Origin of the sequence: Paenibacillus sp. FSL M7-1414, from assembly GCF_038003195.1 — a bacterium.
Lineage (GTDB): Bacteria > Bacillota > Bacilli > Paenibacillales > Paenibacillaceae > Paenibacillus > Paenibacillus amylolyticus.
Map to the genome: position 1 here is coordinate 3,835,479 of NZ_JBBOOS010000001.1, position 21,962 is coordinate 3,857,440.

20 protein-coding genes are annotated in these 21,962 nt (G+C 47.0%); 6 read left to right on the plus strand and 14 right to left on the minus strand.

The genetic code is table 11. The features are described 5' to 3' along the window. Positions 1-160: 160 nt before the first annotated feature. Entirely contained in the window at positions 161-1,201 is a 1,041-nt protein-coding gene (locus tag MHH92_RS16605; protein ID WP_340904984.1) for a permease, read from the plus strand. An 84-nt stretch (positions 1,202-1,285) separates the two neighbouring features. Next, complete coding sequence (locus MHH92_RS16610) at positions 1,286-2,269, plus strand: TIGR03943 family putative permease subunit (protein WP_340904985.1); 984 nt, start codon at positions 1,286-1,288, stop codon at positions 2,267-2,269. Between the two features lie 123 nt (positions 2,270-2,392). Here MHH92_RS16610 and MHH92_RS16615 read toward each other — a convergent pair whose 3' ends face one another. The 6 genes from MHH92_RS16615 to MHH92_RS16640 all read right to left on the minus strand — a co-directional run bounded on the left by MHH92_RS16615 (position 2,393) and on the right by MHH92_RS16640 (position 9,111). Then, entirely contained in the window at positions 2,393-3,694 is a 1,302-nt protein-coding gene (locus MHH92_RS16615; RefSeq protein ID WP_036613808.1) for a pyrimidine-nucleoside phosphorylase, read from the minus strand. Positions 3,695-3,878: 184 nt separating this feature from the next. Further along, positions 3,879-4,586 (minus strand): purine-nucleoside phosphorylase, encoded by a 708-nt coding sequence (gene deoD / locus MHH92_RS16620; protein WP_340904990.1) that lies wholly within the window; start codon positions 4,584-4,586, stop codon positions 3,879-3,881. Between the two features lie 96 nt (positions 4,587-4,682). After that, positions 4,683-5,861, minus strand: a complete 1,179-nt coding sequence (deoB, locus tag MHH92_RS16625) for a phosphopentomutase (RefSeq protein WP_047843308.1) — start codon at positions 5,859-5,861, stop codon at positions 4,683-4,685. 29 nt (positions 5,862-5,890) lie between these two features. Next, entirely contained in the window at positions 5,891-7,078 is a 1,188-nt protein-coding gene (locus MHH92_RS16630; protein ID WP_036613804.1) for a NupC/NupG family nucleoside CNT transporter, read from the minus strand. 230 nt (positions 7,079-7,308) lie between these two features. Beyond that, complete coding sequence (deoC, locus tag MHH92_RS16635; RefSeq protein ID WP_076250397.1) at positions 7,309-7,959, minus strand: deoxyribose-phosphate aldolase; 651 nt, start codon at positions 7,957-7,959, stop codon at positions 7,309-7,311. Positions 7,960-8,172: 213 nt separating this feature from the next. Beyond that, positions 8,173-9,111 carry a sugar-binding transcriptional regulator gene (locus tag MHH92_RS16640; protein WP_340907696.1) on the minus strand — a complete coding sequence of 313 codons (939 nt, stop codon included), beginning with the start codon at positions 9,109-9,111 and terminating at the stop codon, positions 8,173-8,175. A gap of 240 nt (positions 9,112-9,351) precedes the next feature. Here MHH92_RS16640 and MHH92_RS16645 point away from each other — a divergent pair, with 240 nt between their 5' ends. Next, positions 9,352-9,978: an FMN-dependent NADH-azoreductase gene (locus MHH92_RS16645; RefSeq protein WP_036613802.1), complete on the plus strand. Its 627-nt coding sequence runs from the start codon at positions 9,352-9,354 to the stop codon at positions 9,976-9,978. Positions 9,979-10,091: 113 nt separating this feature from the next. Here the strand turns inward: MHH92_RS16645 and MHH92_RS16650 are convergent, their stop codons facing one another. From MHH92_RS16650 to MHH92_RS16665, 4 genes are all read right to left on the minus strand, one after another. Beyond that, positions 10,092-10,442 carry a hypothetical protein gene (locus MHH92_RS16650; RefSeq protein WP_036613800.1) on the minus strand — a complete coding sequence of 117 codons (351 nt, stop codon included), beginning with the start codon at positions 10,440-10,442 and terminating at the stop codon, positions 10,092-10,094. Between the two features lie 132 nt (positions 10,443-10,574). Next, positions 10,575-11,237: a class II aldolase/adducin family protein gene (locus MHH92_RS16655; RefSeq protein ID WP_340904994.1), complete on the minus strand. Its 663-nt coding sequence runs from the start codon at positions 11,235-11,237 to the stop codon at positions 10,575-10,577. Between the two features lie 70 nt (positions 11,238-11,307). Beyond that, on the minus strand, positions 11,308-12,798 hold the full coding sequence (locus MHH92_RS16660; RefSeq protein WP_253508986.1) for a rhamnulokinase: 1,491 nt from the start codon (positions 12,796-12,798) through the stop codon (positions 11,308-11,310). 124 nt (positions 12,799-12,922) lie between these two features. Beyond that, positions 12,923-14,713, minus strand: coding sequence for an L-fucose isomerase (locus tag MHH92_RS16665; RefSeq protein ID WP_253509521.1), 1,791 nt, complete (start codon positions 14,711-14,713; stop codon positions 12,923-12,925). A gap of 413 nt (positions 14,714-15,126) precedes the next feature. Here MHH92_RS16665 and MHH92_RS16670 point away from each other — a divergent pair, with 413 nt between their 5' ends. Further along, on the plus strand, positions 15,127-16,143 hold the full coding sequence (locus MHH92_RS16670) for a LacI family DNA-binding transcriptional regulator (RefSeq protein WP_340904998.1): 1,017 nt from the start codon (positions 15,127-15,129) through the stop codon (positions 16,141-16,143). A gap of 241 nt (positions 16,144-16,384) precedes the next feature. Here the strand turns inward: MHH92_RS16670 and MHH92_RS16675 are convergent, their stop codons facing one another. Genes MHH92_RS16675 through MHH92_RS16685 form a run of 3 tightly spaced genes read right to left on the minus strand, consistent with a single transcriptional unit; the run spans position 16,385 to position 19,072 of the window. Next, positions 16,385-17,278 (minus strand): NAD-dependent epimerase/dehydratase family protein, encoded by an 894-nt coding sequence (locus tag MHH92_RS16675; protein WP_036613785.1) that lies wholly within the window; start codon positions 17,276-17,278, stop codon positions 16,385-16,387. A 21-nt stretch (positions 17,279-17,299) separates the two neighbouring features. Beyond that, positions 17,300-18,061: an SAM-dependent methyltransferase gene (locus MHH92_RS16680; RefSeq protein WP_340905001.1), complete on the minus strand. Its 762-nt coding sequence runs from the start codon at positions 18,059-18,061 to the stop codon at positions 17,300-17,302. Between the two features lie 30 nt (positions 18,062-18,091). Then, entirely contained in the window at positions 18,092-19,072 is a 981-nt protein-coding gene (locus tag MHH92_RS16685; protein WP_340905004.1) for a Gfo/Idh/MocA family protein, read from the minus strand. 189 nt (positions 19,073-19,261) lie between these two features. Here MHH92_RS16685 and MHH92_RS16690 point away from each other — a divergent pair, with 189 nt between their 5' ends. Both MHH92_RS16690 and MHH92_RS16695 read left to right on the plus strand, forming a co-directional pair. Continuing rightward, entirely contained in the window at positions 19,262-19,846 is a 585-nt protein-coding gene (locus MHH92_RS16690) for a bifunctional transcriptional activator/DNA repair enzyme AdaA (RefSeq protein WP_340905006.1), read from the plus strand. Next, a complete protein-coding gene (locus MHH92_RS16695) occupies positions 19,843-20,661 on the plus strand; it encodes an SPL family radical SAM protein (protein ID WP_340905007.1) in 819 nt (272 codons plus the stop codon). Before MHH92_RS16690 ends, MHH92_RS16695 begins: the two co-directional genes overlap by 4 nt. A gap of 166 nt (positions 20,662-20,827) precedes the next feature. Here the strand turns inward: MHH92_RS16695 and MHH92_RS16700 are convergent, their stop codons facing one another. After that, the gene (locus tag MHH92_RS16700; protein ID WP_340905009.1) at positions 20,828-21,934 is read right to left on the minus strand and encodes a Gfo/Idh/MocA family protein; all 1,107 of its coding nucleotides are present in this window, start codon (positions 21,932-21,934) and stop codon (positions 20,828-20,830) included. Between the last annotated feature and the right edge of the window lie 28 nt (positions 21,935-21,962).

Consider the following 21,962-nt stretch of genomic DNA (forward strand, 5'->3'; position numbering starts at 1 on the left):
CTCCATGCAGGAAAAGGATCTTTCAGTTCACGCCAGTTCTACATATCGATGAAGAATCTTGATTAATCGTAAAAATGTTGATTAGACCATAGGAATGATGTATGTTGCCGCACGTACAAGCATATATTTTAGCAAAGTCCTAGTTGTGGAGGTCTGTTTCATGAAAATGGCAGCCAATCTGAAGCTCCTGTCCTTCCTGATCCCTTGTGCATTTCTTGTTCCCGTGTTGATCACAATGGCTCCGGACTTGAAGGAAGCATGGAACAGTGAAGCTTTGCAAAATATGAAAACCGTATTCATAGGTATTTTCCTTGAGGCCGCACCTTTTCTGCTCATGGGTGTGCTATTATCCTCGCTCATGCAATGGTTTGTATCCGAAGAAATGGTCCGCAAACTCACGCCCAAGAATCCGATCGGCGGCGTGCTGGTCGCAGGGCTACTCGGTATTATTTTTCCCATCTGTGAATGCGGCATGATCCCGGTAGTGAGAAGGTTGATGCACAAAGGCATGCCAGCCTATATTGCAGTGACGTTCATCCTGAGTGGTCCCGTAGTCAATCCCATCGTATTTACCGCAACCTTGCTTGCCTTTCCCTCCCATCCTGAGATTACCATTGCCCGTATGGGGCTGGCCTTTGCCGTAGCAGCTTCCATAGGCATGCTCGTGTATGTGTTTGTTCGTCGAAATCCCCTTCGGATGCCAAAGATCGCAGTGACAGAGGTCAAGACACATCCCGGGTTTAAAATGGCGCAACCTCATGCTCATGCACACGCAAACGCTCATGACCATAACCATGTAAAAAACTGGCGTAGCTTCTTCATTCACGCCGGAGATGAATTTGTCGATATGAGTAAATATCTGGTGATCGGTGCCTTGATTACAGCCTGCATCCAGACATTCATTAGCCGCAGCGATCTGATCTCACTTGGCAATGGTCCTGTTGCCTCTTACGTGTTCATGATGGGCTTTGCTTATGTGCTGTCTCTCTGCTCCACTTCTGATGCTTTTGTGGCTTCTGCGTTCTCACATACGTTTGCACTGGGGCCGTTGGTATCCTTCCTTGTTCTTGGTCCAATGCTGGATTTCAAAAGCACCCTGATGCTGCTCTCCACCTTCCGTACCCGGTTTGTTATTGGTCTAAGTCTAGCCATTATCACGCTTGTCTTTGCCGGCTCGTGGTTGATTAACCTACTGGTATAAAGGTTGAGCAACATACTTCATGGCCTGAATGGTTAATCACATGAACTTTCATCACGACGATTAATAGAGATGAGGTGATGATATATGAACCACACTATCTATACGATGACAAAAGTCCCTGTTCCAAGGTCACACGTCATCCAATGGCATAACCTGATCCGTGCAGGCTGGATCGGCGGGGTGGCAGTGTACATTATTCAGTTGAATTCAAGTGATTCGCTTCATTATTATTTGGCTCCTACCATGCAAAAACTGCTATTATGTTGCCCTGTTCCCTTATTGTTTATTGCCGTTATCATGGCATGGCACGGACTGTTCGGCAGAAACGAGGTTCATTGCAACTGTGAACATCCACCACCCTCGGGGTTCCTTCGTAGCTTAATGGTATATGGTCTGATTGCTATCCCCTTGTTGCTGGGATTTCTGTTACCTGACCGGGCTCTCGGCAGCTCCATGGCCAGTCAGAAAGGCATGTCTCTCACCTATGCTCCTCCCGAGATTCGTCGAAAAGAGCCCTTACCTGATCCAGCAACGCAATTGAAAGTACAAGATTTCACACAACAACCAACAGCTGTTCAGGCTGCTGCGGCTACCAAAGTACAATTCATTCCCCCAGACGAGTATAGCCGTGAATTCGCTGAACTGGCGGAGAAGTTGTATGGAGAACAGGTCATTCGAGTCTATCCTGAAATTTTCTCTGAAACCCTCGGCACGATTGATATGTTCCAGCGACAATTTGCAGGCAAAGATATCTCCTTAACCGGGTTCGTTTATCGGAACAAAAGCATGGATCATGAATCACATTTTGCACTAGGACGATTTCTCGTCATGTGTTGCCCCGCGGATGCGGCTCCCTTCGGCGTAATGATTCACATCCCCGAAGCGGATAGCTTCCCTACAGACAGCTGGGTGCAAATTGATGGCAGCATTGGCTCTGCACAGGTGAACGGTAAGGATACGATTGAAATTCGCGCCACAAAGGTGACACCTGTAGCCGAGCCATCCACGCCTTATATTTATACCAACGCAGATTCGGTGATGGCGTATGAGAAAATAAAGAGCCCATAGTTGCTCGCAATAACTAACAGCGTAATTTCAAACGACAAAAAGCCCCAAAGCTATGGATTACATCGCTTCGGGGCTTTCATGTTCAGTCAGATACGAGATTACATCTCGTCTTCTCTGATTGTATTATTCCGTTACGATATCATGAACCAATACAGGAGCATCAGCATGATCCGCAATCGTAATGTTTTCTTTGATCTTCGCGATGACGTCTGCTACGTCTTCACGATTGGCATGAATTGTTACGAGGGACTCACCAGCTTTGACTGGGTCACCCACTTTTTTGTTCAGCATCAGACCAACAGCGAGATCGATCTCGGACTCTTTTGTTGCACGGCCTGCGCCGAGCAGCATTGCTGCAGTTCCGATTTCGTCAGCAACGATTCCGGCAACATAGCCGTCTTTGTCTGCTGGGACTTCAACCAGATATTGTGCTTGTGGCAAACGATCTGGATGATCGACAACCGAAGCGTCTCCGCCTTGGTTTGCCAAGAAATCTTTGAATTTCTCCAGTGCTTTACCGTTCTGGATCACTTCTTTCAATTTCTCCTCAGCGTGCTCCAAGGAATCTGCCTTGCCAGCAAGGAATACCATCTGACGTCCAAGTGCCAGACACAGTTCTTCCAAATCTTTTGGACCTTTACCTTGCAGTGTGAGGATGGCTTCTTTCACTTCAAGCGCGTTACCAATCGCCAGACCTAGTGGTTGGGACATATCGGAGATAACAGCCATCGTTTTACGTCCAACATTGTTACCGATGCTTACCATGGCATGTGCCAATTCTTTAGCATCTTCCGTTGTTTTCATGAATGCACCAGCACCCGTTTTAACATCCAATACGATTGCATCTGCACCTGCTGCAATTTTCTTGCTCATGATGGAGCTGGCGATCAGTGGAATGGAGTTAACGGTAGCTGTTACGTCACGTAGTGCATAGAGCTTTTTGTCTGCAGGCGTAAGGTTACCACTTTGTCCAATAACTGCAACCTTGTGTTCGTTTACGAGACGAATGAACTCTTCTTTTTCAAGCTCTACGTGAAAACCTGCAACGGATTCCAGCTTGTCTGTTGTACCACCCGTGTGACCAAGTCCACGTCCGGACATTTTGGCAACAGGAACATCCAGCGCAGCAACGAGCGGAGCGAGTACCAGTGTCGTCGTATCGCCCACTCCTCCTGTGGAGTGCTTGTCTACTTTGATGCCTTCGATAGCGGACAGGTCGATCGTCTCACCGGAATTCACCATCGACATCGTCAGATCGGCGCGTTCCTTGTCTGTCATATCTTTGAAGAATACTGCCATCGCCCATGCGCTGACTTGATAGTCCGGGATTTCTCCTTGAGTGTATCCTTGAACAACAAAATCAATCTCAGCAGTTGTCAGTTCTTTTCCGTCGCGTTTCTTAGCAATAATGTCTACCATTCTCATGATGATCTCTCCTCGGGTAAATGATTTGTATAGAACACTTTGTACTGGGACCGTTCCGGCTCCGGATCGTTCCTGCGAACGCTTCGCTTCTTCAGAATCGATTCCGGGTCCTTCACTCCGTGCTTAAAACAAAAGTTTTGATCCACATCAATTGATTATGAATATAAAATATAAAATGCAACTATTACAGTGTGATTGCTGTGTCCAGGGCAACTACCATCATGTCGTTGAACGTTTTTTGACGTTCTTCGGCAGATGTTTCTTCGCCTGTCAGCAAGTGGTCACTTACCGTCAGGATGGTCAGTGCGTTAACACCAAACTTGGCAGCGATAGTGTACAATGCTGTTGTTTCCATTTCTACGCCGAGTACGCCGTGTTTCATCAACTTCTCGGTTACGGAACGGTCATCGCGGTAGAAAGAATCGGAGCTGAATACGTTACCAACGTGAATCTTCATACCTTTAGCTGTTGCACGGTCATAGGCTTCTTTCAGCAGGGAGAACGTAGCGATTGGTGAGAAGTCATATCCACCAAATACGTGTTTGTTCATGCTGGAATCTGTACATGCTGCTTGTGCAAGGATGACGTCACGTACACGTACATGCTCCTGCATACCCCCACAAGTACCCACACGAATCAGGTTTTTCACGCCATATTCGCTGATCAATTCGTTAGCATAGATTGCAAAGGACGGAATTCCCATCCCTGAACCTTGCACCGAAATCCGGTGTCCTTGATATGTACCTGTGTAACCGAGCATTCCACGAACTTCGTTGTAACATACAACGTCTTCGAGGTACGTATCTGCGATATATTTCGCGCGCAAAGGGTCACCTGGCAAAAGGATCGTTTCTGCAATATCTCCGGATTTTGCTCCAATATGTGTACTCATGAATGAATCTCCTCCAGTTATACAATTAGTCTATTATGATGGCAGGACCGGAGCAGCCCAAGCTACTCCGACCTCCCCTATCCAGTTTTGAAAAACTTATTTCAAATCTTTCAGGAAGCTGGTGCCGTATTCCGGCATTTTCACTCCAAAGTTCTCGGCTACGGTTGCACCAAGGTCAGCAAATGTGCTACGCAGGTCAAGCTTTTTGCCCTCGCTGAAGCGCGGAGAGTAGGCAAGCAGTGGTACATATTCACGTGTATGGTCTGTACCGCGGTATGTTGGATCGTTACCATGGTCAGCTGTGATCAGCAGCAGATCATCATTGGTCATTTTGGCAAAAATCTCTGGCAGCCGTGCATCATAGTCTTCAAGTGCCTGAGCATAACCTTGCGGATCACGACGGTGACCGTACAGGGCATCAAAATCAACCAGGTTCAGGAAGCTGAGTCCAGTGAACTCTTCATCCATTGTTTCAGACAACTTGTCCATGCCATCCATGTTAGAGACGGTACGAACAGCCTTGGTTACACCTTCGCCATCATAGATATCTGCGATTTTACCCAAAGCAATCACATCAAATCCGCTATCTTGCAGTTCATTCATAACAGTACGACCAAAAGGTTTAAGCGCATAGTCATGACGATTTGCAGTACGTTTCCAGTTACCCGCTTCACCTACAAATGGACGTGCAATAATGCGGCCGAGCATGTACGGATCTTCAAGTGTAATCTCACGGCAGAACTCACAGATCTCATACAGTTCTTTCAGTGGAACAACGTCCTCATGTGCTGCAATTTGCAGAACCGAATCAGCGGATGTATAAACGATGAGCGCGCCAGTTTCAACATGCTCTGCACCCAGCTCATCCAGAATTTCCGTGCCGCTGGCCGGTTTGTTACCAATTACTTTGCGGCCCGTTTTCTCTTCAATGCGTTGAATCAACTCATCGGGAAAACCATTCTCGAACACACGGAAAGGTGTATCAATGTAAAGACCCATCAGCTCCCAGTGACCTGTCATTGTGTCTTTGCCTCTGGATGCTTCCTGCATCTTGGTGTAGTACGCTTTAGGTGCATCCGCTACAGGGACGCCCTCGATTTCTTTGATGTTGGACAGTCCGAGACTGGCCATGTGAGGCATTTTCAGACCTCCGCGTTCACGTGCAATGTGACCGAAGGTATCTACATCAAAATCATCAAATTCTGCTGCATCCGGCGCTTCGCCGATCCCTACAGAATCCATAACGATCAGATGTACTCTTTTGAATGTTGACATAACCTAAGCACTCCTTCCAATAATCCGGTTTACAAGAACAGTCCAGTAATGATCGCTGACAGCACGCTGACAAGCGAAGCACCGTAAAGCAGCTTCAGACCGAAGCGGGCGACCACATTACCTTGCTTCTCATGGAGCCCCTTCACCGCACCAGCAATGATACCGATAGAGGAGAAGTTGGCGAACGACACGAGGAAGACAGATACGATACCCGTTGTTCTGGCAGACATTGCAGTCTCCTTCAAATTAAGCATAGCTACGAATTCGTTGGATACCATTTTGGTTGCCATAATACTTCCTGCCTGAATCGCTTCTTTCCATGGAACACCCATGATGAAGGCAAATGGTGCAAACACATAACCAAGTAGCTCCTGGAACGAAATGCCAAGCACCGCGCTGAAAATTCCGTTAACAAGTGCGATCAAGGCAACAAAACCGATTAACATCGCAGCTACGATGATAGCAACTTTGAATCCATCCAGGATGTATTCGCCGAGCATTTCGAAGAAGGACTGTTTCTCCTCTTCCTGTACTTCCAATATATCTTCTTCCTCTGTAACCTCATAAGGATTCACAATCGAAGCAATGATAAAACCGCCAAACAGGTTCAGTACAAGAGCTGTAACCACATATTTCGGCTCGATCATGGTCATATAAGCACCAACAATCGACATCGATACCGTGGACATCGCCGAAGCACACAAGGTGTACAGCCTATGTTTTGGCAACAACCCAATTTGTTTTTTCACAGAAATGAACACTTCAGATTGCCCCAAAACAGCCGAAGCAACCGCGTTATATGATTCCAGTCTGCCCATTCCGTTGATTTTGCTTAATACCAGACCAATATATTTTATAACAAAAGGCAAGATTCGGATATACTGCAATATACCGATAAGGGCGGAGATGACAACAATCGGCATCAATACGCTGAGGAAGAACGGCGCCCCCCCGCTCTCTGCACCTACAGTAGTCAAACCCCCAAATACAAATGCGATACCTTCATTCGCATAGTCGAGTAAACTTTTAAATACGGTCGCGAAACCGCCAATTAAAAAAGTACCCACTCCTGTATTCAACAGAGCATAAGCTAGTATAACTTGCAAAACAATCATGATAGCCAGCGGCCGGTAACGAATCTGCTTTTTGCCGTTGCTTGCGATATAAGCCAGTCCAAAAACAACGAGTAAGCCGATAATGGCAATTAGAAATTTCATTTGATTTCTCCTTTGAAGGTAGTTAAGCCGGATGTGAAAATTCAGCTCAAAGGGCTCTTAAGCATTCTTATCAGTAATCTTTCAGAAAACTTATGAAGCGCTTACAATTAGTTCCGTTATTTAAAATACAAGTGTAAGTTGTATTCCCTGTACCTGAGTCGAATGCCCAAGTACAGAGAATATAACATTACTTTTATTTATTAAGCTTTTTCTTGATAAGATGCTTTTGCTTAGTAAGACGATGAAGACTGTTCGCCCTGCATAATCTTCACGCCAGAACTAGCACCGATACGAGTTGCACCCGCTTCGATCATTTTTTGCATATCTTCCAGGCTACGTACGCCACCGGAAGCTTTAACGCCAACATCAGGACCTACAGTACGACGCATCAAAGCGATATCTTCTGGCGTTGCTCCACCTGTGGAGAAACCTGTAGAAGTTTTAACAAAATCAGCTCCAGCTCGCACAGCTGCCTGACAAGCACGTACTTTCTCTTCATCCGTCAACAGACAAGTTTCAATAATAACTTTCACCAAAGCTTTACCCGCAGCCGCTTCAACAACAGCACGAATATCTTGTTCAACGAAATCATCTTTGCCATCTTTCAAAGCACTGATGTTGATGACCATATCGACTTCAGTTGCACCTTTAGCAATCGCATCTTTCGTTTCGAAAGCTTTTGTCTCCGATGTAGATGCTCCCAGAGGGAAACCAATAACGGTGCAGATATCTACGCCAGAACCCTGCAACTGCTCAGCAGCATAAGCAACCCAGCCTGGGTTAACACATACGGAAGCAAACTGATATTGCTTTGCTTCTTCGGTTAACTTGGCCATTTCACTTTGCGTTGCGTCCGCACGAAGCAACGTATGGTCGATCATTTTAGCTAATTGTGGTGTAGTCAATTGAATCTCTCCCTTATCTGAACTAGTTATTTTCTATACCCTTACACTAACATGAACATATGTAAAAATCAACTTGAACTTTTGTTCACAGTTACACTTACATTTCTTCTTCGTTATATTTTCTTCCTGAAAAAGAAAAACATCCGCCCTTTTTACGTGGCAGATGTTGTCATCCATATTCGTTTGAAATTAAAATCGAAGTAATGCCTGCGCTGTGTACTGGTCCGTGACCAGAATATTTGCGTAATGACCTTTGAGCGCGGCGTGAATGGCTTCAATTTTGCGTTGTCCCCCGGCAACAAGGATTGATTTTTCCTTATTTCTCAACTCGGCTAGATCAATTCCAACGGTTCTGCTGTTAATCTCTTCACTGATCAACTGACCTTCCGCGTCGAAAAAGCGTGAACAAATGTCACCTGCACCGGAGTTCATCAGCAATTGTTGCTCGTCTTCATTGAAGTAACCGAGCCTGAACAATAATGCATCTTCCTTCACAGTACCCACGGTAAACAAAGCAATGTTGGCCTGTCTGCCAAGTTCCACGATTCTGCCGATATGTCGATCCGCTTCCACCATGTTTTTTACTTCAATGTTGTCGAAAATAACAGGCAGCGGCAGATACCTTGGTACCGTATGGAATGCCTCAGCGAACAAATGAACAATCTCAGCGGCATAGGTATTGACATGGGAGTGGCTTACGCCCCCCTTCAATTGCACGACTTCAACACCTTTGACCTGCTTGGGACGAAGTTGACGTGCTACAGCATGCATGGTTGTTCCCCAAGTCACCCCGATAATATCTGCATCCTGAACCGTCTCTTGAAGATAATCCGCTGCTCGTTTGCTGATATGCTTCTGTATTTCCTCATCACTCTTCAACGGGGCAAAACACACAAGTGCCGTATCCAGATCATATTTCGACTTAAGTTCTCCGGCAATGATGTCGATATCCTCCAGCGGGTCCATAATTTCAATCCGGACGTATCCACGATCTTTGGCGTACTGAAGTAACCTTGATACGGTTGGACGCGACACGCCCAACCTTGCGGCAATATCCTGCTGGCTATAATCGGACTGATAATACAATTTCGCTGCTTCAATGCTTAATCGTTGCTTCTCCAGGTCCATTCCCATGTGCGCTCATCTCACTCATCCTATTGTCTTTGGAAAATAAATACTCGTCCTGTATATTATACATGGATTGAGTATCCGGTCACCATATAACATCCAATTCAGTATCATGATCGATCCATTCATTCATATCCCTTTCTGACGTATAAAAATGGGGAAACGATGCATACTACTGCGGTCGCTTCATCATTGCCAAGATCACTTCACCCCATTAATCGCACAGAGAGGAAGAACTACATGTCTACCTTATTGTATATTACTGCCCATCCTCATGATCATGAAACCTCCTTCAGCATGGCTACAGGCAAAGCGTTTATTGATGCTTATCGTGAAAGTCACCCTTCTGATGAGGTTGTTCACCTCGATCTGTATCGTTCGGATATTCCGCATATCGATGCGGATGTCTTCAGTGGTTGGGGTAAACTGCAATCGGGCAGTGATCTGACTGCCGAAGAGCAGACCAAAGTAAGTCGTTTGAATGAACTGTCGGATCAATTTGCCTCAGCAGATAAATATGTTTTTGTAACCCCGATGTGGAACTTCTCGTTCCCCCCTATTCTGAAGGCTTATGTGGACTCGATCTGCGTAGCTGGCAAAACATTTCGTTATACCGAACAAGGTCCTGTCGGACTGCTGTCTGATAAAAAAGCACTGCATATTCAGGCCCGCGGCGGCATTTATTCCGAAGGCCCAGCGGCTCAGATGGAATCTGGTCATCGTTACCTGAGCATTATCATGTCATTCCTCGGTGTGCCGAAGCTTGATGGCATTTTTGTTGAGGGGCACAATCAATATAAAGATCGTGCGGATGAGATCAAGCAACAAGCTATAGAGCAAGCACGCACTTTCGCAAAACAGTTTTAAGAGAGGTAGTTCAAAAAGTAGAATAACACTCAAAACATAAACAAAACCCGCGTGCTACCTAGGGGATAATCCCAGGAAACACGCGGGTTTTCAATGTATAATCAACCTAGAGCTTATTGATGTCCAGCGCTGGCACGGCTCATGGTTTCAAGTTTACGTGTGATCGCATGACGGTCTACTTTCAATCCCCAGATCATTTCAATAATCTGCTCTTTCTCCTCAGGACTGTCGGCATGCTTCAATTGCATTAACAGATCATGCATTTGTTCATTAATGCCTTCAAATTGAATCCATAAATCCTGTCTTACCTCTTTAGAATCCAGATGATGATTCGCATCTACTTCTTCCTTCAATGCTTGCAGAATAGCATCTTTCCATTCGTCATCACCCAGCTGTTTCGCAATGTTCAGGAGATCCAGATAATCGTCAACAAGAAGTGAGTTCAATTCAGCATGTGTTTTCATCGTTTATTGCATCCCCTTTTCGTTCTATTTACCAAGTATTATACTCGGTATTTCAGGTTATGCAATAGTTGACGAGAAAAATAGTGGATTGTCCAGTTTCATGTCATGTTTTGACGAATGATTAATCTCCGATTAAGACTTGAGTTGTTGCAATAACTGCACACGGTAGGCTTCACTTTCAAGCGATTGAATTTCCTTATATTCTTCGGCAGTAAGCACTTTGGGTTCCCCAGCTGCTTTGGCGATCATATATACCTTCGCGCTTTCTTCCACCACTTGGGTGCGGTAATAGGCTTCGCGGAGGTTTTTACCCGTTGTGACCAATCCGTGATTGACGAGAATGAGTGCCGTATGTTCTTCTACCTTTGCTGAGACTGCATCAGCAAGTTGTTTCGTCGTTGGCAGAACGTATGGAACAAATCCGATATCACCTACCAAAGCGGACTGATCAGGGAACAAGTGAGGCAATTCATCGAAAACGAGACTGAGTGCGATCGTATATGCCGGGTGCGTATGCACAATGGCTTGGATATCAGGATTCACACGATAACTGTACAGATGCATCAATACTTCGGAAGAAGGGCGTGTTGCTCCCACACGAGTCTCTCCTGTCTCGATATCAATGGCGATCCATTCGTCAGGCTCCAGATCCTCAAGTGCATAACCACTCGGAGACAACAACATCGTTTCCCCAGAGCGAGCGCTCAGATTCCCACCGGGTCCTACCACCAACCCTTGGGCAACTGCTCTGCGAGCATATTTCGTCAACTCTTCCCTTACTTGCTGTTCAGACATGTTGCTCACCACTCCTCATACTTTTCTTTTTAGTATTTTGCATCCATGCTCATTGCATTGAATCTGTTCATTACCTTTCGATTTGATTCAGACTTTGGTAGTTTTCATAAGCTTCCTGCCACAGCTCTGTATCCTCAGGCTCATAGGTCTCGGGGGAAAAGGAAGCAGCCATGACCTCCCGTATCTCGGCCAAGCTACTCACTTCTCCATGCGCAAGGAATTGCAGCATGCAATTCCCGGCTGAAGTCGCCTCTGCCGGGCCTGCCACCACCGGGACACCGGCTGCATTGGCTGTAAACTGGCACAATAGTCGATTGTGCACACCGCCACCAACCATATGAATGACACGAGGTCTTGTACCTGTAATCAACTGCAGTTCATCCAGCGTCTGTCTGAATTCCAGTGCAAGACTTTCCAGAATGCAGCGCACAATCGCTCCAGTCGTTTCGGGCACTGTCTGTCCGCTGAGACTGCATTGTTGCCGTATTCGTTCAGCCATATTCCCTGGCGCCAAATACACGCCATCTCCCGGCGATACGTAACTTTGATGCGGCGCTGACAAGGTAGCCAATTGAATCAGTTCTTCATGTGTAAAAAGTTGATTCTCCCGCTCCCACTGCCGTTTGCATTCCTGTAGCAGCCACAAGCCTGAACGATTTTTCAGGGTGCGTACTTTTCCACTTACCGTCCCTTCATTGGTGAATCCCAATGCACGACTTCGGTTATCCAATACAGGTGTATCACGCTCCACCCCCATAAGAGACCAGGTACCACAGCTGATAAAAGCAAAGTCCGAATCCATCGCAGGGATTGCTGCCAAGGCAGACGCCGTATCATGTGATCCCACAGAGACTACATGCATCGGTCCAGTCCGTAACTCGGCGCACAACTCATTTGTTAGATCGCCCAGCACGGTACCGGGTTGAACGAGTTTTGGAAATAATGTATCCGGTATACCGAGACGTCCGATCAGATGCTCATTCCAACGCGCCTCGCCTGCATGCAACAGCCCGCTGGTACTTGCAATCGTATGCTCACAAGCCTGCTGACCGGATAGATAATAGTGAAATAAATCCGGCATAAATAACATGCGCACATCCGGACGCAAACCTTCGGCCTGCTCTTGTACACTGCCTAGCAGTTGAAATACTGTATTGATCTGCTGCGGCAAAACGCCAGACATGGCATACAGTTCTTCTTCTTTCACCATGTGCAGTGCTTCTTCCATCCACTGTGCGTTGCGTGCTTCCCGATAGTGACGTGGGTTCGAGCACAACCTTCCCGCACCATCCACCAGTCCATAGTCCACTCCCCACGTATCCACTGCTATAGAACGGACCGATGGAGAGACGCCTTGTGTCCCTTTCACAATGCCTTGTTTTAATTCATGAAAAAGTCGCAAGAAATCCCAATACAATCCGTCCCCCAGCTGCACGGGTTCATTGTTGAATCGATGCACTTCTTGTAACGAGAGTCTGTTTCCGTCAAAAGAACCACGGACTACGCGTCCACTACCGGCGCCGTAATCGGCAGCAAGCACATGTGTTGCTTGATTGCCCATTCTTTCAAGCCTCCTTAACTCTTCGCGATAAGCCGTATTCGAGTTCTGAGCACAGCTTTCAAGAGAAAGCCATGTTACCTCATCTCACAAGGAACATGGCGTTTGACAGGAATGCAACTTTATTTTAACGATACAACGGGCCAAACACACTGCAAGCACGGTAGTCTGCACTCTCCGGCTCACTTGTGCCGAATAATCCCCATGCACGCGGACGGAAAATTTCCGATTCTGGGACATTGTGCATGTTTACCGGAATGCGAAGCATGGAAGCAAGCGTAATCAGATCAGCACCGATGTGTCCATACGAGATAGAGCCATGGTTGGCGCCCCATTGATTCATGACTTCGTATACGGAAGTAAACGCTCCCGATCCGGTTAGAACAGGTGCAAACCAGGTGGATGGCCAGGTTGGGTCTGTCCGCTGATCCAGAGTATCATGCACATCTTCAGGCAGATCGACTGTGTAACCCTGAGCGATTTGCAGCACTGGTCCCAGTCCTTTGACCAGATTCAGACGTGTCATCGTTACAGGCATGCCACCTTTGGTCAGGAAATCCGCTGAATAGCCGCCCCCGCGGAAATACTCTACGGATGCCGGTCTCCACGATGTTGCTTTCAGGCAGTCCTGAACTTCCTCATCTGTAATTTCCCAGAAAGGCTTGAGGACTGGCTTCCCGTCTCTGGACTCTTGTCCTGTGCCATCCAAAGCTGCGGAACCGGAATTAATCAGATGCAGAATGCCATCCTTTGCGTTTCCTTCCAACTGGTGCCCCGTCACGCGCTGTACCGAATCCGGACTCCAATACGTACGCACATCAGCAAAGATCTGTGCCGTATGTGTCAGCAGCGAACCGAATAACATCGATACCCCGTTCAGGCTGTCATTCTCCGTTGCAACCAGATAAGGCGCACGTTTGCCATTCCAGTCAAAGGAAGAGTTTAATATCGACTCCAGAAAATCTCCGTTAGGTGAATGATCCGTCCACTGCCGTTGTCCTTGGAAGCCGGATACAATCGCGTGGTGACCCATCGATTCCTCTGTAAACCCAAGCTCTGCCAATCTTGGGTTGCCCGCCATCAAGTCACGCACGATTTGGGTCATTTTCACAACGGTTTCCCATTCGTACTCTTTGCGTTTGCGATCCGTTTGCAGATGGGCAGCGTTGTTGTCCGGACCTTCGCTACAATTCTCTTTCACCCAGGCCAGTGCGAGCTTATACTCCTCAGGATCATAGATTTCTTCTTCAATACGACGAGTGAGTTCGCTCATATCTACATATTCGTTCCTCATGCCCAGATACTCTTGGAAAAATGAATCGTTCACAATTGAGCCTGCAATCCCCATGGATACTGATCCAATAGACAGATACGCTTGCCCTTTCAAGGTCGCGGCTGCAAGACCTGCACGGCTGAACCGGAGCAATTTCTCACGCACGTCATCGGGAATTGTTGTATCTCCGCCGTCCTGCACATCTTCTCCATAGATCCCAAAGGCCGGAATCCCCTTCTGTGCATGGGCAGAGAGTACCGCTGCCAGATATACTGCACCCGGACGTTCAGTCCCGTTAAAACCCCAGATGGCTGTAGGAGTGGATGGTGACATATCCATCGTTTCCGTACCATAACACCAGCATGGTGTCACGGTGATTGTTACTCCAACGTTCGAACGGCTGAACAATTCTGATGCTGCGGCCGCCTCGGCCACCCCGCCAATACAGGTCTCAGCCACAACACACTCCACTGCGGACCCGTCAGGATAACGTAGTTCTGCTGCAAGCAACTCGGCAACAGATGTCGCCATCCGCATCGTTTGTTCTTCCAGTGACTCCCGAACGCCTTTGCGTCTTCCATCAATCGTGGGACGAATACCAATCTTGGGGAAAGCCTGTTTATAACGATAATCCTGATGTGTCATACTGGAATGTCCTCCTTCAATTCGTTTCATAGGATTTGGGTTAATTGAGAAACCTTCTGTCTGATCCATATGCATTGATTGGAATGAGATAATGACGGAAATACAACCGATACCCGAGTGGCACACAAGAGCTACATACACAGATTATCAAGAGCACTACGTGAGTGTTGAATGCGTTTACATATTTAAAAAAATAACAATAAACCACTTCATTAATTAGCTATGTATGTAGTTCCTCTATTCAAGAAAATGGAACGTGCATGAGCGAATTAAACGAAATGGTTTATGTAGTAAAGACGTTCAGAAACCTGTTAGGGTTATCGGTAACCCTAACATAGCATGAGCCTATCTTGCTGTCAATTGGCATTATCCTATAGAATGGTAAGACTATGTTGCGGAAAGGTTAGATTCTAATGATTACCATTTATGATATTGCCAAAAAAGCCAACGTCTCCGCCATGACGGTCTCCAAGGTCATTAATCATACAGGCCGCATAAGTTCCGCGACACGTGAACGTGTGCAACAGGTGATCGACGAACTGGGTTACATCCCGAACTCCAATGCGCGGAGCCTTGTGCTTCAACGAACCCAGATGCTCTCCCTGCTTATTACGGATATTACCAACCCTTTTTATACAACACTGGCCCGTGGTGCTGAAGATGCGGCCCATCTTCGTGGGTACCGTCTTTTATTCGGCAATAGTGACGAGGATTATAATAAGGAAAAGGATTACGTAGATGCGATTCTGTCTACACGTGTGGATGGTGTACTTTATGCTCCGGCGGGAGATCGTTCACTCACTCATCTGAAACAGCTGCAGGAACGTCACATACCGTTTGTTTTTCTGGACCGCACCGTACCTGGTATTACGTCAGATATCATTGCTGGAGATAGTCTGGAAGGCGCGATTGAGCTGATCCGATATCTGGTGCAATTGGGGCACCGGCGCATTGCACTGGTCAATGGTTCTTCAGAGGTTTCTACCGCCAGACTACGGGAGGAAGGTTATATAGCGGGTTTACGTGAGGCCGGAGCTGATATCGATCCCGAGCTTGTGCTTCGAACCGGGTACCGGGATTTCAGCGATGAAGAAGGACTGGATCGCCTACTCTCTCAACCAAATCAACCAACAGCCATTTTTGCCGCCAACAACATGCTGGCGATTGGGGTCATTCGGCTTTTGCGCAAACGAGGACTGCGTGTACCAGAAGACATTTCCGTTGTGTGTTTCGACGATCTGGATCTGGCTTCTGCTTTTGATCCTTTCCTGACTGTAGCTGCACAGCCAGCATATGAATTTGGGTTTCAGGGCGTACAGATGCTGATTGACCGAATTGAGGGTAAGTCCCCTTCCGAAGCCCAAACCCTCATTCTACCGTCAGAACTGCGCATACGGGCTTCAGCTACTACTCCACGTGAGCAAAAATAGAGTTAAGCGCGTGAGTTGACTAAATATTATCGTGTAAACGATTAGTCCCACTTATCTAGATTAGGTCCCGTTCAAATTCGTGAAAATGTACAACATAAACAGGGTGAACCGGAGATTACGCTCTGGTTGCACCCTGTTTGATGTTCATTCGTTAGAATGACCCGTTCGTCCGAACTGGTTGGTTAGTCAGGTTCATTCAGTTTCATTTCAGTTTCATTTCAGTTCCATCCGAGCCGATATTCTACCGCTCCGACTGTAATGCAAGAGCGACCTCTCGAACGAGTCCCGGGAACCAGTCCATCAGAGGTTCGAACGTATATCCCGCTTGTTCAGCTTTGGTCGTCTCCATCGTCCATGATTGCTCAATTCCGAAGGGTGACATGTCCTCTTTCACCGTTTCCGTGAGGATCTGGGACTGCATGCCCGTGACCGTCTCGATCAGATGTATCATGGCTGACAGCGTAATCGCCCCCTTGGATGCTGCATTCACCGGACCGGTAATGGACGAATGTCCAAGCCAGGCGAGAAATCTTGCCGCTTCGGTGGAATTGATAAATCCAATCTCCGCATCCGGATTTGGCATACCGATCGGTTTTCCTTTTTGCACATGTTCAATATGAAAATGGAGTCTTCTCGTATAATCATCAATCCCGAGTACAATGGGAATGCGCATCGCCACAACCGGGAAATCTGCTTCCTGGAAAAATACAGCCTCCGCAAGCCGTTTGCCTTCTCCATACGAAAAATCCTCTGCACTTCCATACTGCAATGGATATGTATACGGGTCAAAATCCGTTTCCTTAAATCCAGGTCTGGGATCACCGTACACCGAGAGTGTGGATGTCAGAACGTATCTTTTGGTGCGCCCTGCAAAAGATTCACATGCCGCTTTCGCCGCATCTGGGGAATAACAGATATTATCGTACACAACATCCCACATGTCTGTCTGCGCAACCTCTGCCAGAGATTCCGGGTCTTCACGATCCATCTTGATTCGGTTTACTTCGGGTCCGAAGTCAACATCCGTTTTACCACGAGTTGCGACTGTGATTTGAGACTTCCCTTCCCACAGCAAGTGATCCACAAGACGTTTGCCAAAAAAACGTGTACCCCCAAGTATAAGTACTTTATTCATCCAAAAAACCTCCTATCATGTTCAATTATGTTTAACAATTTGAAGCATGGTGTGAGCATTCCGTTGAAACTCATATGAAGTTGGTTCTTCGGATACCGTGCACCCACGCTCTTCGAGTATTAATTTTAAAGCATCCATGTGTTTGTAACGTTCACCAGACAGATCGACTGTTGGAAAAATGCGAACCTCTTGTTTGGTCACACGCAGCAACTCCATTATGGTTGCAACATGAAAATCAACATCCAATCGATCCTCATAAGTAAACAGGAAATGGGCGGATAACGTCAGATCGAATTGTTCATCTGCAAAGGGTAGATCCGGGAGCACAGACGCCACATAACTGTCAGGAAACATTCTCATATCTGCGATGCAATCTGTGATGGCACGAGTTCGTTCTTCCTTTAACCCCTGGATTGATCCAAATTGATCCCACACATATATCCCTTGCACGGGTTCCATCTGTTTCATCGTATGCTCAATGTCCTGAAATCCCTTTACTTCAAGCTCGTCGATCTCGTATTCGTAGGCAATATCCACGGCCACGGGATCAGCACCCAACTTGCGCGCCTGGCTACTGAACGAACATGCTCCACCTGGACAATCCAGAATAGACTTGCCATTAATCTCGTCCACCGTCAGGTTGAACATCTTCATATATTCTTCGAAGGTTCTTCCTATGAAAACGATCTGTTTCAGTTCCAAACCTCCAGAATCATTGGACTGCTGATCTTCTCTACTGTTCTTCTGCACTTCTTTACTGTTGCTCTGCTCATCTCTGCTCATCTCGTCTCAGCTTCCTTTCCTGCGCTTGAATCAATCGTTAGGGAACACAAGCCCAATCTGCTTCCGAATCTGATCCATAACCTGCATCGTCACATAAGAGCGTTCATACGTGTTCATGTCAGACTCCTTTTGGCCCTGCTCAACCAGATTCACGAACTCCTCCACTTCATAATACATCGCCGGATGGTTTTGTTCGACTGTGAGCTGCTCCACCGTACCGTCATTGTAACGTATCTCTGCATGTTCCGGTGAGCCAATCTTGTCAATGATGATACTGCCCAGCTCACCCATGATTTCGCTTGGTAGATGAGAGTTGGAGATTTTGGAGTATGTAACGACCGCATCCATCCCATCATAGTCCAGCAGCACACTGCCTTGTCCATCCACGCCAGATTCCAGCATCATCGCTTGGGATTGAACCCGGTTAGGTTCACCGAACAACGTAATCAATGGATAGAGACAATACACACCGAGATCCATTAACGCCCCATTAGCGAGTTCAGGCTTGAACGCGTTCAGGACAATCCCCTCTTTGTACTTGTCGTAACGCGAAGAATACTGAGAGTATCCTGCTACGTATTTGCGGACAGGACCGATTTTATGCAGGCTCTTCTGCACCATTTTGAACTGGGGAACAAGAGTCGATTTCATCGCTTCCATGAGCAGAACCTCGTGTTCTCGTGCAGTATCGATCATACTCCGAACTTCGGCGCTATTTGCAGCCAGAGGTTTCTCGCACAATACATGTTTACCGTTTCTCAGAAAAAGCTCAGCCTGCTCTGCATGAACCGTATTTGGTGTTGCGATGTAGACTGCATCAATCACATCACTTGCCGCCAACTTTTCCAGATCGGTGAAGCGGTGTTCCACATCATATTTATCTGCAAATGCATTAGCCTTATCTTCAGTTCTTGAATACACGGCGGTTAATTTGAACCCTTCAACCTGCGCTGCGGCTTCAAGAAGCCTTTCTGTAATCCAGTTGGTACCCACTACTCCAAAACGAACCATGCTTACCTACCTCTTTCATCTATAAATTTCATTTGAGATATAAACCACTTCCATCCTGTATATTGTAGCTCATATTTCGTTCAGATTGAAGGAAGGTACTTTATCCCAGATATTGATATCTTGCTTTTTAAGTTGAAACTTCGTCAATCCCTTGGAATCAGGGGTATAATTAGAGATGAGGTGATCACCGTGGAAAGTCCAGATCAAGATCGCATACTGCCCAAATCTATAGATGAAAAATACTGGCATGCCATCATCAACAACGATAATTCTTATGATGGAACATTCTTTTACGGTGTGCAAACAACGGGCATTTTCTGCCGACCTTCCTGTAAGTCCAGAGCACCCAAAGCTGAAAATGTGCTGATATTTCAACATGTTGAAGAAGCATTGGCACGAAAGTTCAGACCCTGCAAACGTTGTAAACCTACAGGCGAGCGGGTACCTGATCAGGAGTGGATATACGGGATCACGGATTACATCGAACATCATTACGCCGAACCTCTAACCTTGGATGTCCTTGCCTCTGTAAGTCATGGCAGTCCTTATCATCTGCATCGTGTGTTCAAGCGGATTACAGGCCGCACACCGGTTCAATATATTCAGGATAAACGAATTAGCGAAGCCCGGAAGTTGCTTGAACATACCGGACTTACCGTCACCGATATTGGACGCCATGTCGGTATACCTAACTCAGCTTATTTCATTGCTGTATTTCGCAAACACACAGGTCTCACACCTGCACACTACCGCGAAAGGCATGAGAACTTATGAAGACAAATCTTACTTACAAAGTACCCAAAACGTTACTCAACAAGGGGATAGGGTTCCTTAATGGCTATACACATACACTGAATCCTTACACAGGCTGCGCCTTTGGTTGTTCTTATTGTTATGTCAGACAGATGCCTGTCTCCCTATTTCGTAAAGAGGATTGGGGGAGCTGGGTGGATGTAAAACAGGAGGCTTCTCGAGTATTCGCCAAAGAGTTGCAACGTGCCCTGACCAAAGGGAAAGTTACTCTGTTCATGTCATCCAGTACCGACCCGTATCAACCCGCCGAATACAAGGAGTGTATCACGCGTTCATTACTTGAAACGATGGTACAGCATCCTCCAGATTTCGTATTAGTCCAGACCCGCAGTCCACTCGTTACCCGGGATATAGATCTGCTACAGCAGTTAGGTGACCGGGTTCGGGTCAGCATGACGGTGGAGACAGATCTGGACGATATGCGGAAGCATTTCAGTCCTTCCGCTCCCCCAATTGCAGGCCGATTACGTGCACTGGAACAGTTGCGGGATGCCGGAATACCCACGCAGGTTGCGATTGCTCCCGTATTACCCAGCAGTGAACAGTTTGCAGCCATCTTGAGACCTCTGGTTCAGCGTGTATGCATTGACGACTACTTCATGGGCGATGGCAGCGAGGGCAAGCGCACCCGGCGACTCGGTATGGAGTCGCTCTATCAGCAAGTGGGGATGGAGCATTGGTATCATCCAGATGCGTATCAGACTGTAGTTCAGCGGATGAAAGACTGTTTTGCCGAGGATGAGATCTGGATCAGTCAGGCGGGATTTGAGCCATAAATGGCTATATAAGTTGGACTAAAGATTATTTACACTGGACACTCCAATGACAGAACAACCTTTCGAGCGCTGTTATTCCCAGATTTTTTTGATTTAATAAAAAACAGCCCCTTTCCTTGTTCGAAGGAAAAGGGGCTGTTTATCATGATATAAGTCATAATGGCTATTATTTATCCAATGTATACAATGGCAGATCCACCGGCAATGCAGACGGGCGCTGACACGAGCTTTTCATCTGGTAGAACGTCTGTTCATCTGATGAATCGTGGAATGCCCACATGGCCTCAAGTACGTGGTATGCCAGTTCCCCACTCGCACGGTGTGCACGTCCACTATGTGCTGCATAGGCCATATCTGCCACACCGATGCCGCGTGTATTTTCCTGATATCCTGGGAGGAGCGGAACTTCCGTCCATTCATGTTCACCCAGCAAGCGGTAACGAACCGGACCGCCAAAGGTGTTAGGGTCAGGTACCTGCAATGTACCGTGCGTGCCATATATCTCAATCGGTGGCAATGCACTTCCGCCAAATACGTCAAAACTTGTAATCAGTGTGCCAATGGCTCCCTGTTCAAACTGTAACAGACCAGTAACGTGAGTAGGAATTTCGACGGGAACCGTCTGACCTCTCTTTTTCTCACTCGTAATCGTCCGCTCTTCCATGGCTTTACCTGTCATACCTGCGATCGACTTGATCGGTCCCATAAGCTGGATCAATGCCGTAAGGTAGTATGGACCCATGTCAAACATTGGCCCACCGCCTGACGCGTAATAAAACTCCGGATCTGGGTGCCAGTGCTCATGACCACGGCTCATCATAAATGCGGTCGCCGCCACCGGCTTGCCGATTACCCCTTCTTCCACCAATTGAAGTGAAGTCTGGATACCTGAACCAAAGAACGTTTCTGGTGCACAACCCACGAGCAATCCTTTACGCTTCGCTGTTTCGAGCACGGCCTGCCCTTCTTCACGGGTAACCGCGAGCGGTTTTTCTACATAAACATGTTTGCCAGATTCAAGTGCCCGCAAGCATACATCCGCATGAACGGAAGGAATCGTCAGGTTGATGATCAGCTCAATCTCGGGATCAGCCAAGATTTCGTCGACGCTGTATACGTTAGGCACGTTATAGGCTGCTGCCTGCTCCTCGGCACGTTTCCGGTCGAGATCCGCAACAGCAACAAGTTCCAGCACCTCGAACCGATGACAGTTTTCCATATAAATACCGCTGATTTTACCGCAGCCAATAATGCCTACTTTCATTGTTTTCATACCTGGGGCTCCCTTCGCCGTGGATCAT

What these genes read in the sequence shown, in the direction of transcription:
- deoB (WP_047843308.1), bottom strand. Translation starts at nt 5,861, where the DNA reads ATGTCAACATTCAAAAGAGTACATCTGATCGTTATGGATTCTGTAGGG.
- MHH92_RS16660 (WP_253508986.1), bottom strand. Translation starts at nt 12,798, where the DNA reads ATGGGCAATCAAGCAACACATGTGCTTGCTGCCGATTACGGCGCCGGT.
- MHH92_RS16605 (WP_340904984.1), top strand. Translation starts at nt 161, where the DNA reads ATGAAAATGGCAGCCAATCTGAAGCTCCTGTCCTTCCTGATCCCTTGT.
- MHH92_RS16680 (WP_340905001.1), bottom strand. Translation starts at nt 18,061, where the DNA reads ATGAGCAGAGATGAGCAGAGCAACAGTAAAGAAGTGCAGAAGAACAGT.
- deoC (WP_076250397.1), bottom strand. Translation starts at nt 7,959, where the DNA reads ATGATCGACCATACGTTGCTTCGTGCGGACGCAACGCAAAGTGAAATG.
- MHH92_RS16630 (WP_036613804.1), bottom strand. Translation starts at nt 7,078, where the DNA reads ATGAAATTTCTAATTGCCATTATCGGCTTACTCGTTGTTTTTGGACTG.
- MHH92_RS16700 (WP_340905009.1), bottom strand. Translation starts at nt 21,934, where the DNA reads ATGAAAACAATGAAAGTAGGCATTATTGGCTGCGGTAAAATCAGCGGT.
- MHH92_RS16640 (WP_340907696.1), bottom strand. Translation starts at nt 9,111, where the DNA reads ATGGACCTGGAGAAGCAACGATTAAGCATTGAAGCAGCGAAATTGTAT.
- MHH92_RS16685 (WP_340905004.1), bottom strand. Translation starts at nt 19,072, where the DNA reads ATGGTTCGTTTTGGAGTAGTGGGTACCAACTGGATTACAGAAAGGCTT.
- MHH92_RS16695 (WP_340905007.1), top strand. Translation starts at nt 19,843, where the DNA reads ATGAAGACAAATCTTACTTACAAAGTACCCAAAACGTTACTCAACAAG.
- MHH92_RS16655 (WP_340904994.1), bottom strand. Translation starts at nt 11,237, where the DNA reads ATGTCTGAACAGCAAGTAAGGGAAGAGTTGACGAAATATGCTCGCAGA.
- MHH92_RS16670 (WP_340904998.1), top strand. Translation starts at nt 15,127, where the DNA reads ATGATTACCATTTATGATATTGCCAAAAAAGCCAACGTCTCCGCCATG.
- MHH92_RS16650 (WP_036613800.1), bottom strand. Translation starts at nt 10,442, where the DNA reads ATGAAAACACATGCTGAATTGAACTCACTTCTTGTTGACGATTATCTG.
- MHH92_RS16645 (WP_036613802.1), top strand. Translation starts at nt 9,352, where the DNA reads ATGTCTACCTTATTGTATATTACTGCCCATCCTCATGATCATGAAACC.
- MHH92_RS16675 (WP_036613785.1), bottom strand. Translation starts at nt 17,278, where the DNA reads ATGAATAAAGTACTTATACTTGGGGGTACACGTTTTTTTGGCAAACGT.
- MHH92_RS16665 (WP_253509521.1), bottom strand. Translation starts at nt 14,713, where the DNA reads ATGACACATCAGGATTATCGTTATAAACAGGCTTTCCCCAAGATTGGT.
- MHH92_RS16610 (WP_340904985.1), top strand. Translation starts at nt 1,286, where the DNA reads ATGAACCACACTATCTATACGATGACAAAAGTCCCTGTTCCAAGGTCA.
- MHH92_RS16615 (WP_036613808.1), bottom strand. Translation starts at nt 3,694, where the DNA reads ATGAGAATGGTAGACATTATTGCTAAGAAACGCGACGGAAAAGAACTG.
- deoD (WP_340904990.1), bottom strand. Translation starts at nt 4,586, where the DNA reads ATGAGTACACATATTGGAGCAAAATCCGGAGATATTGCAGAAACGATC.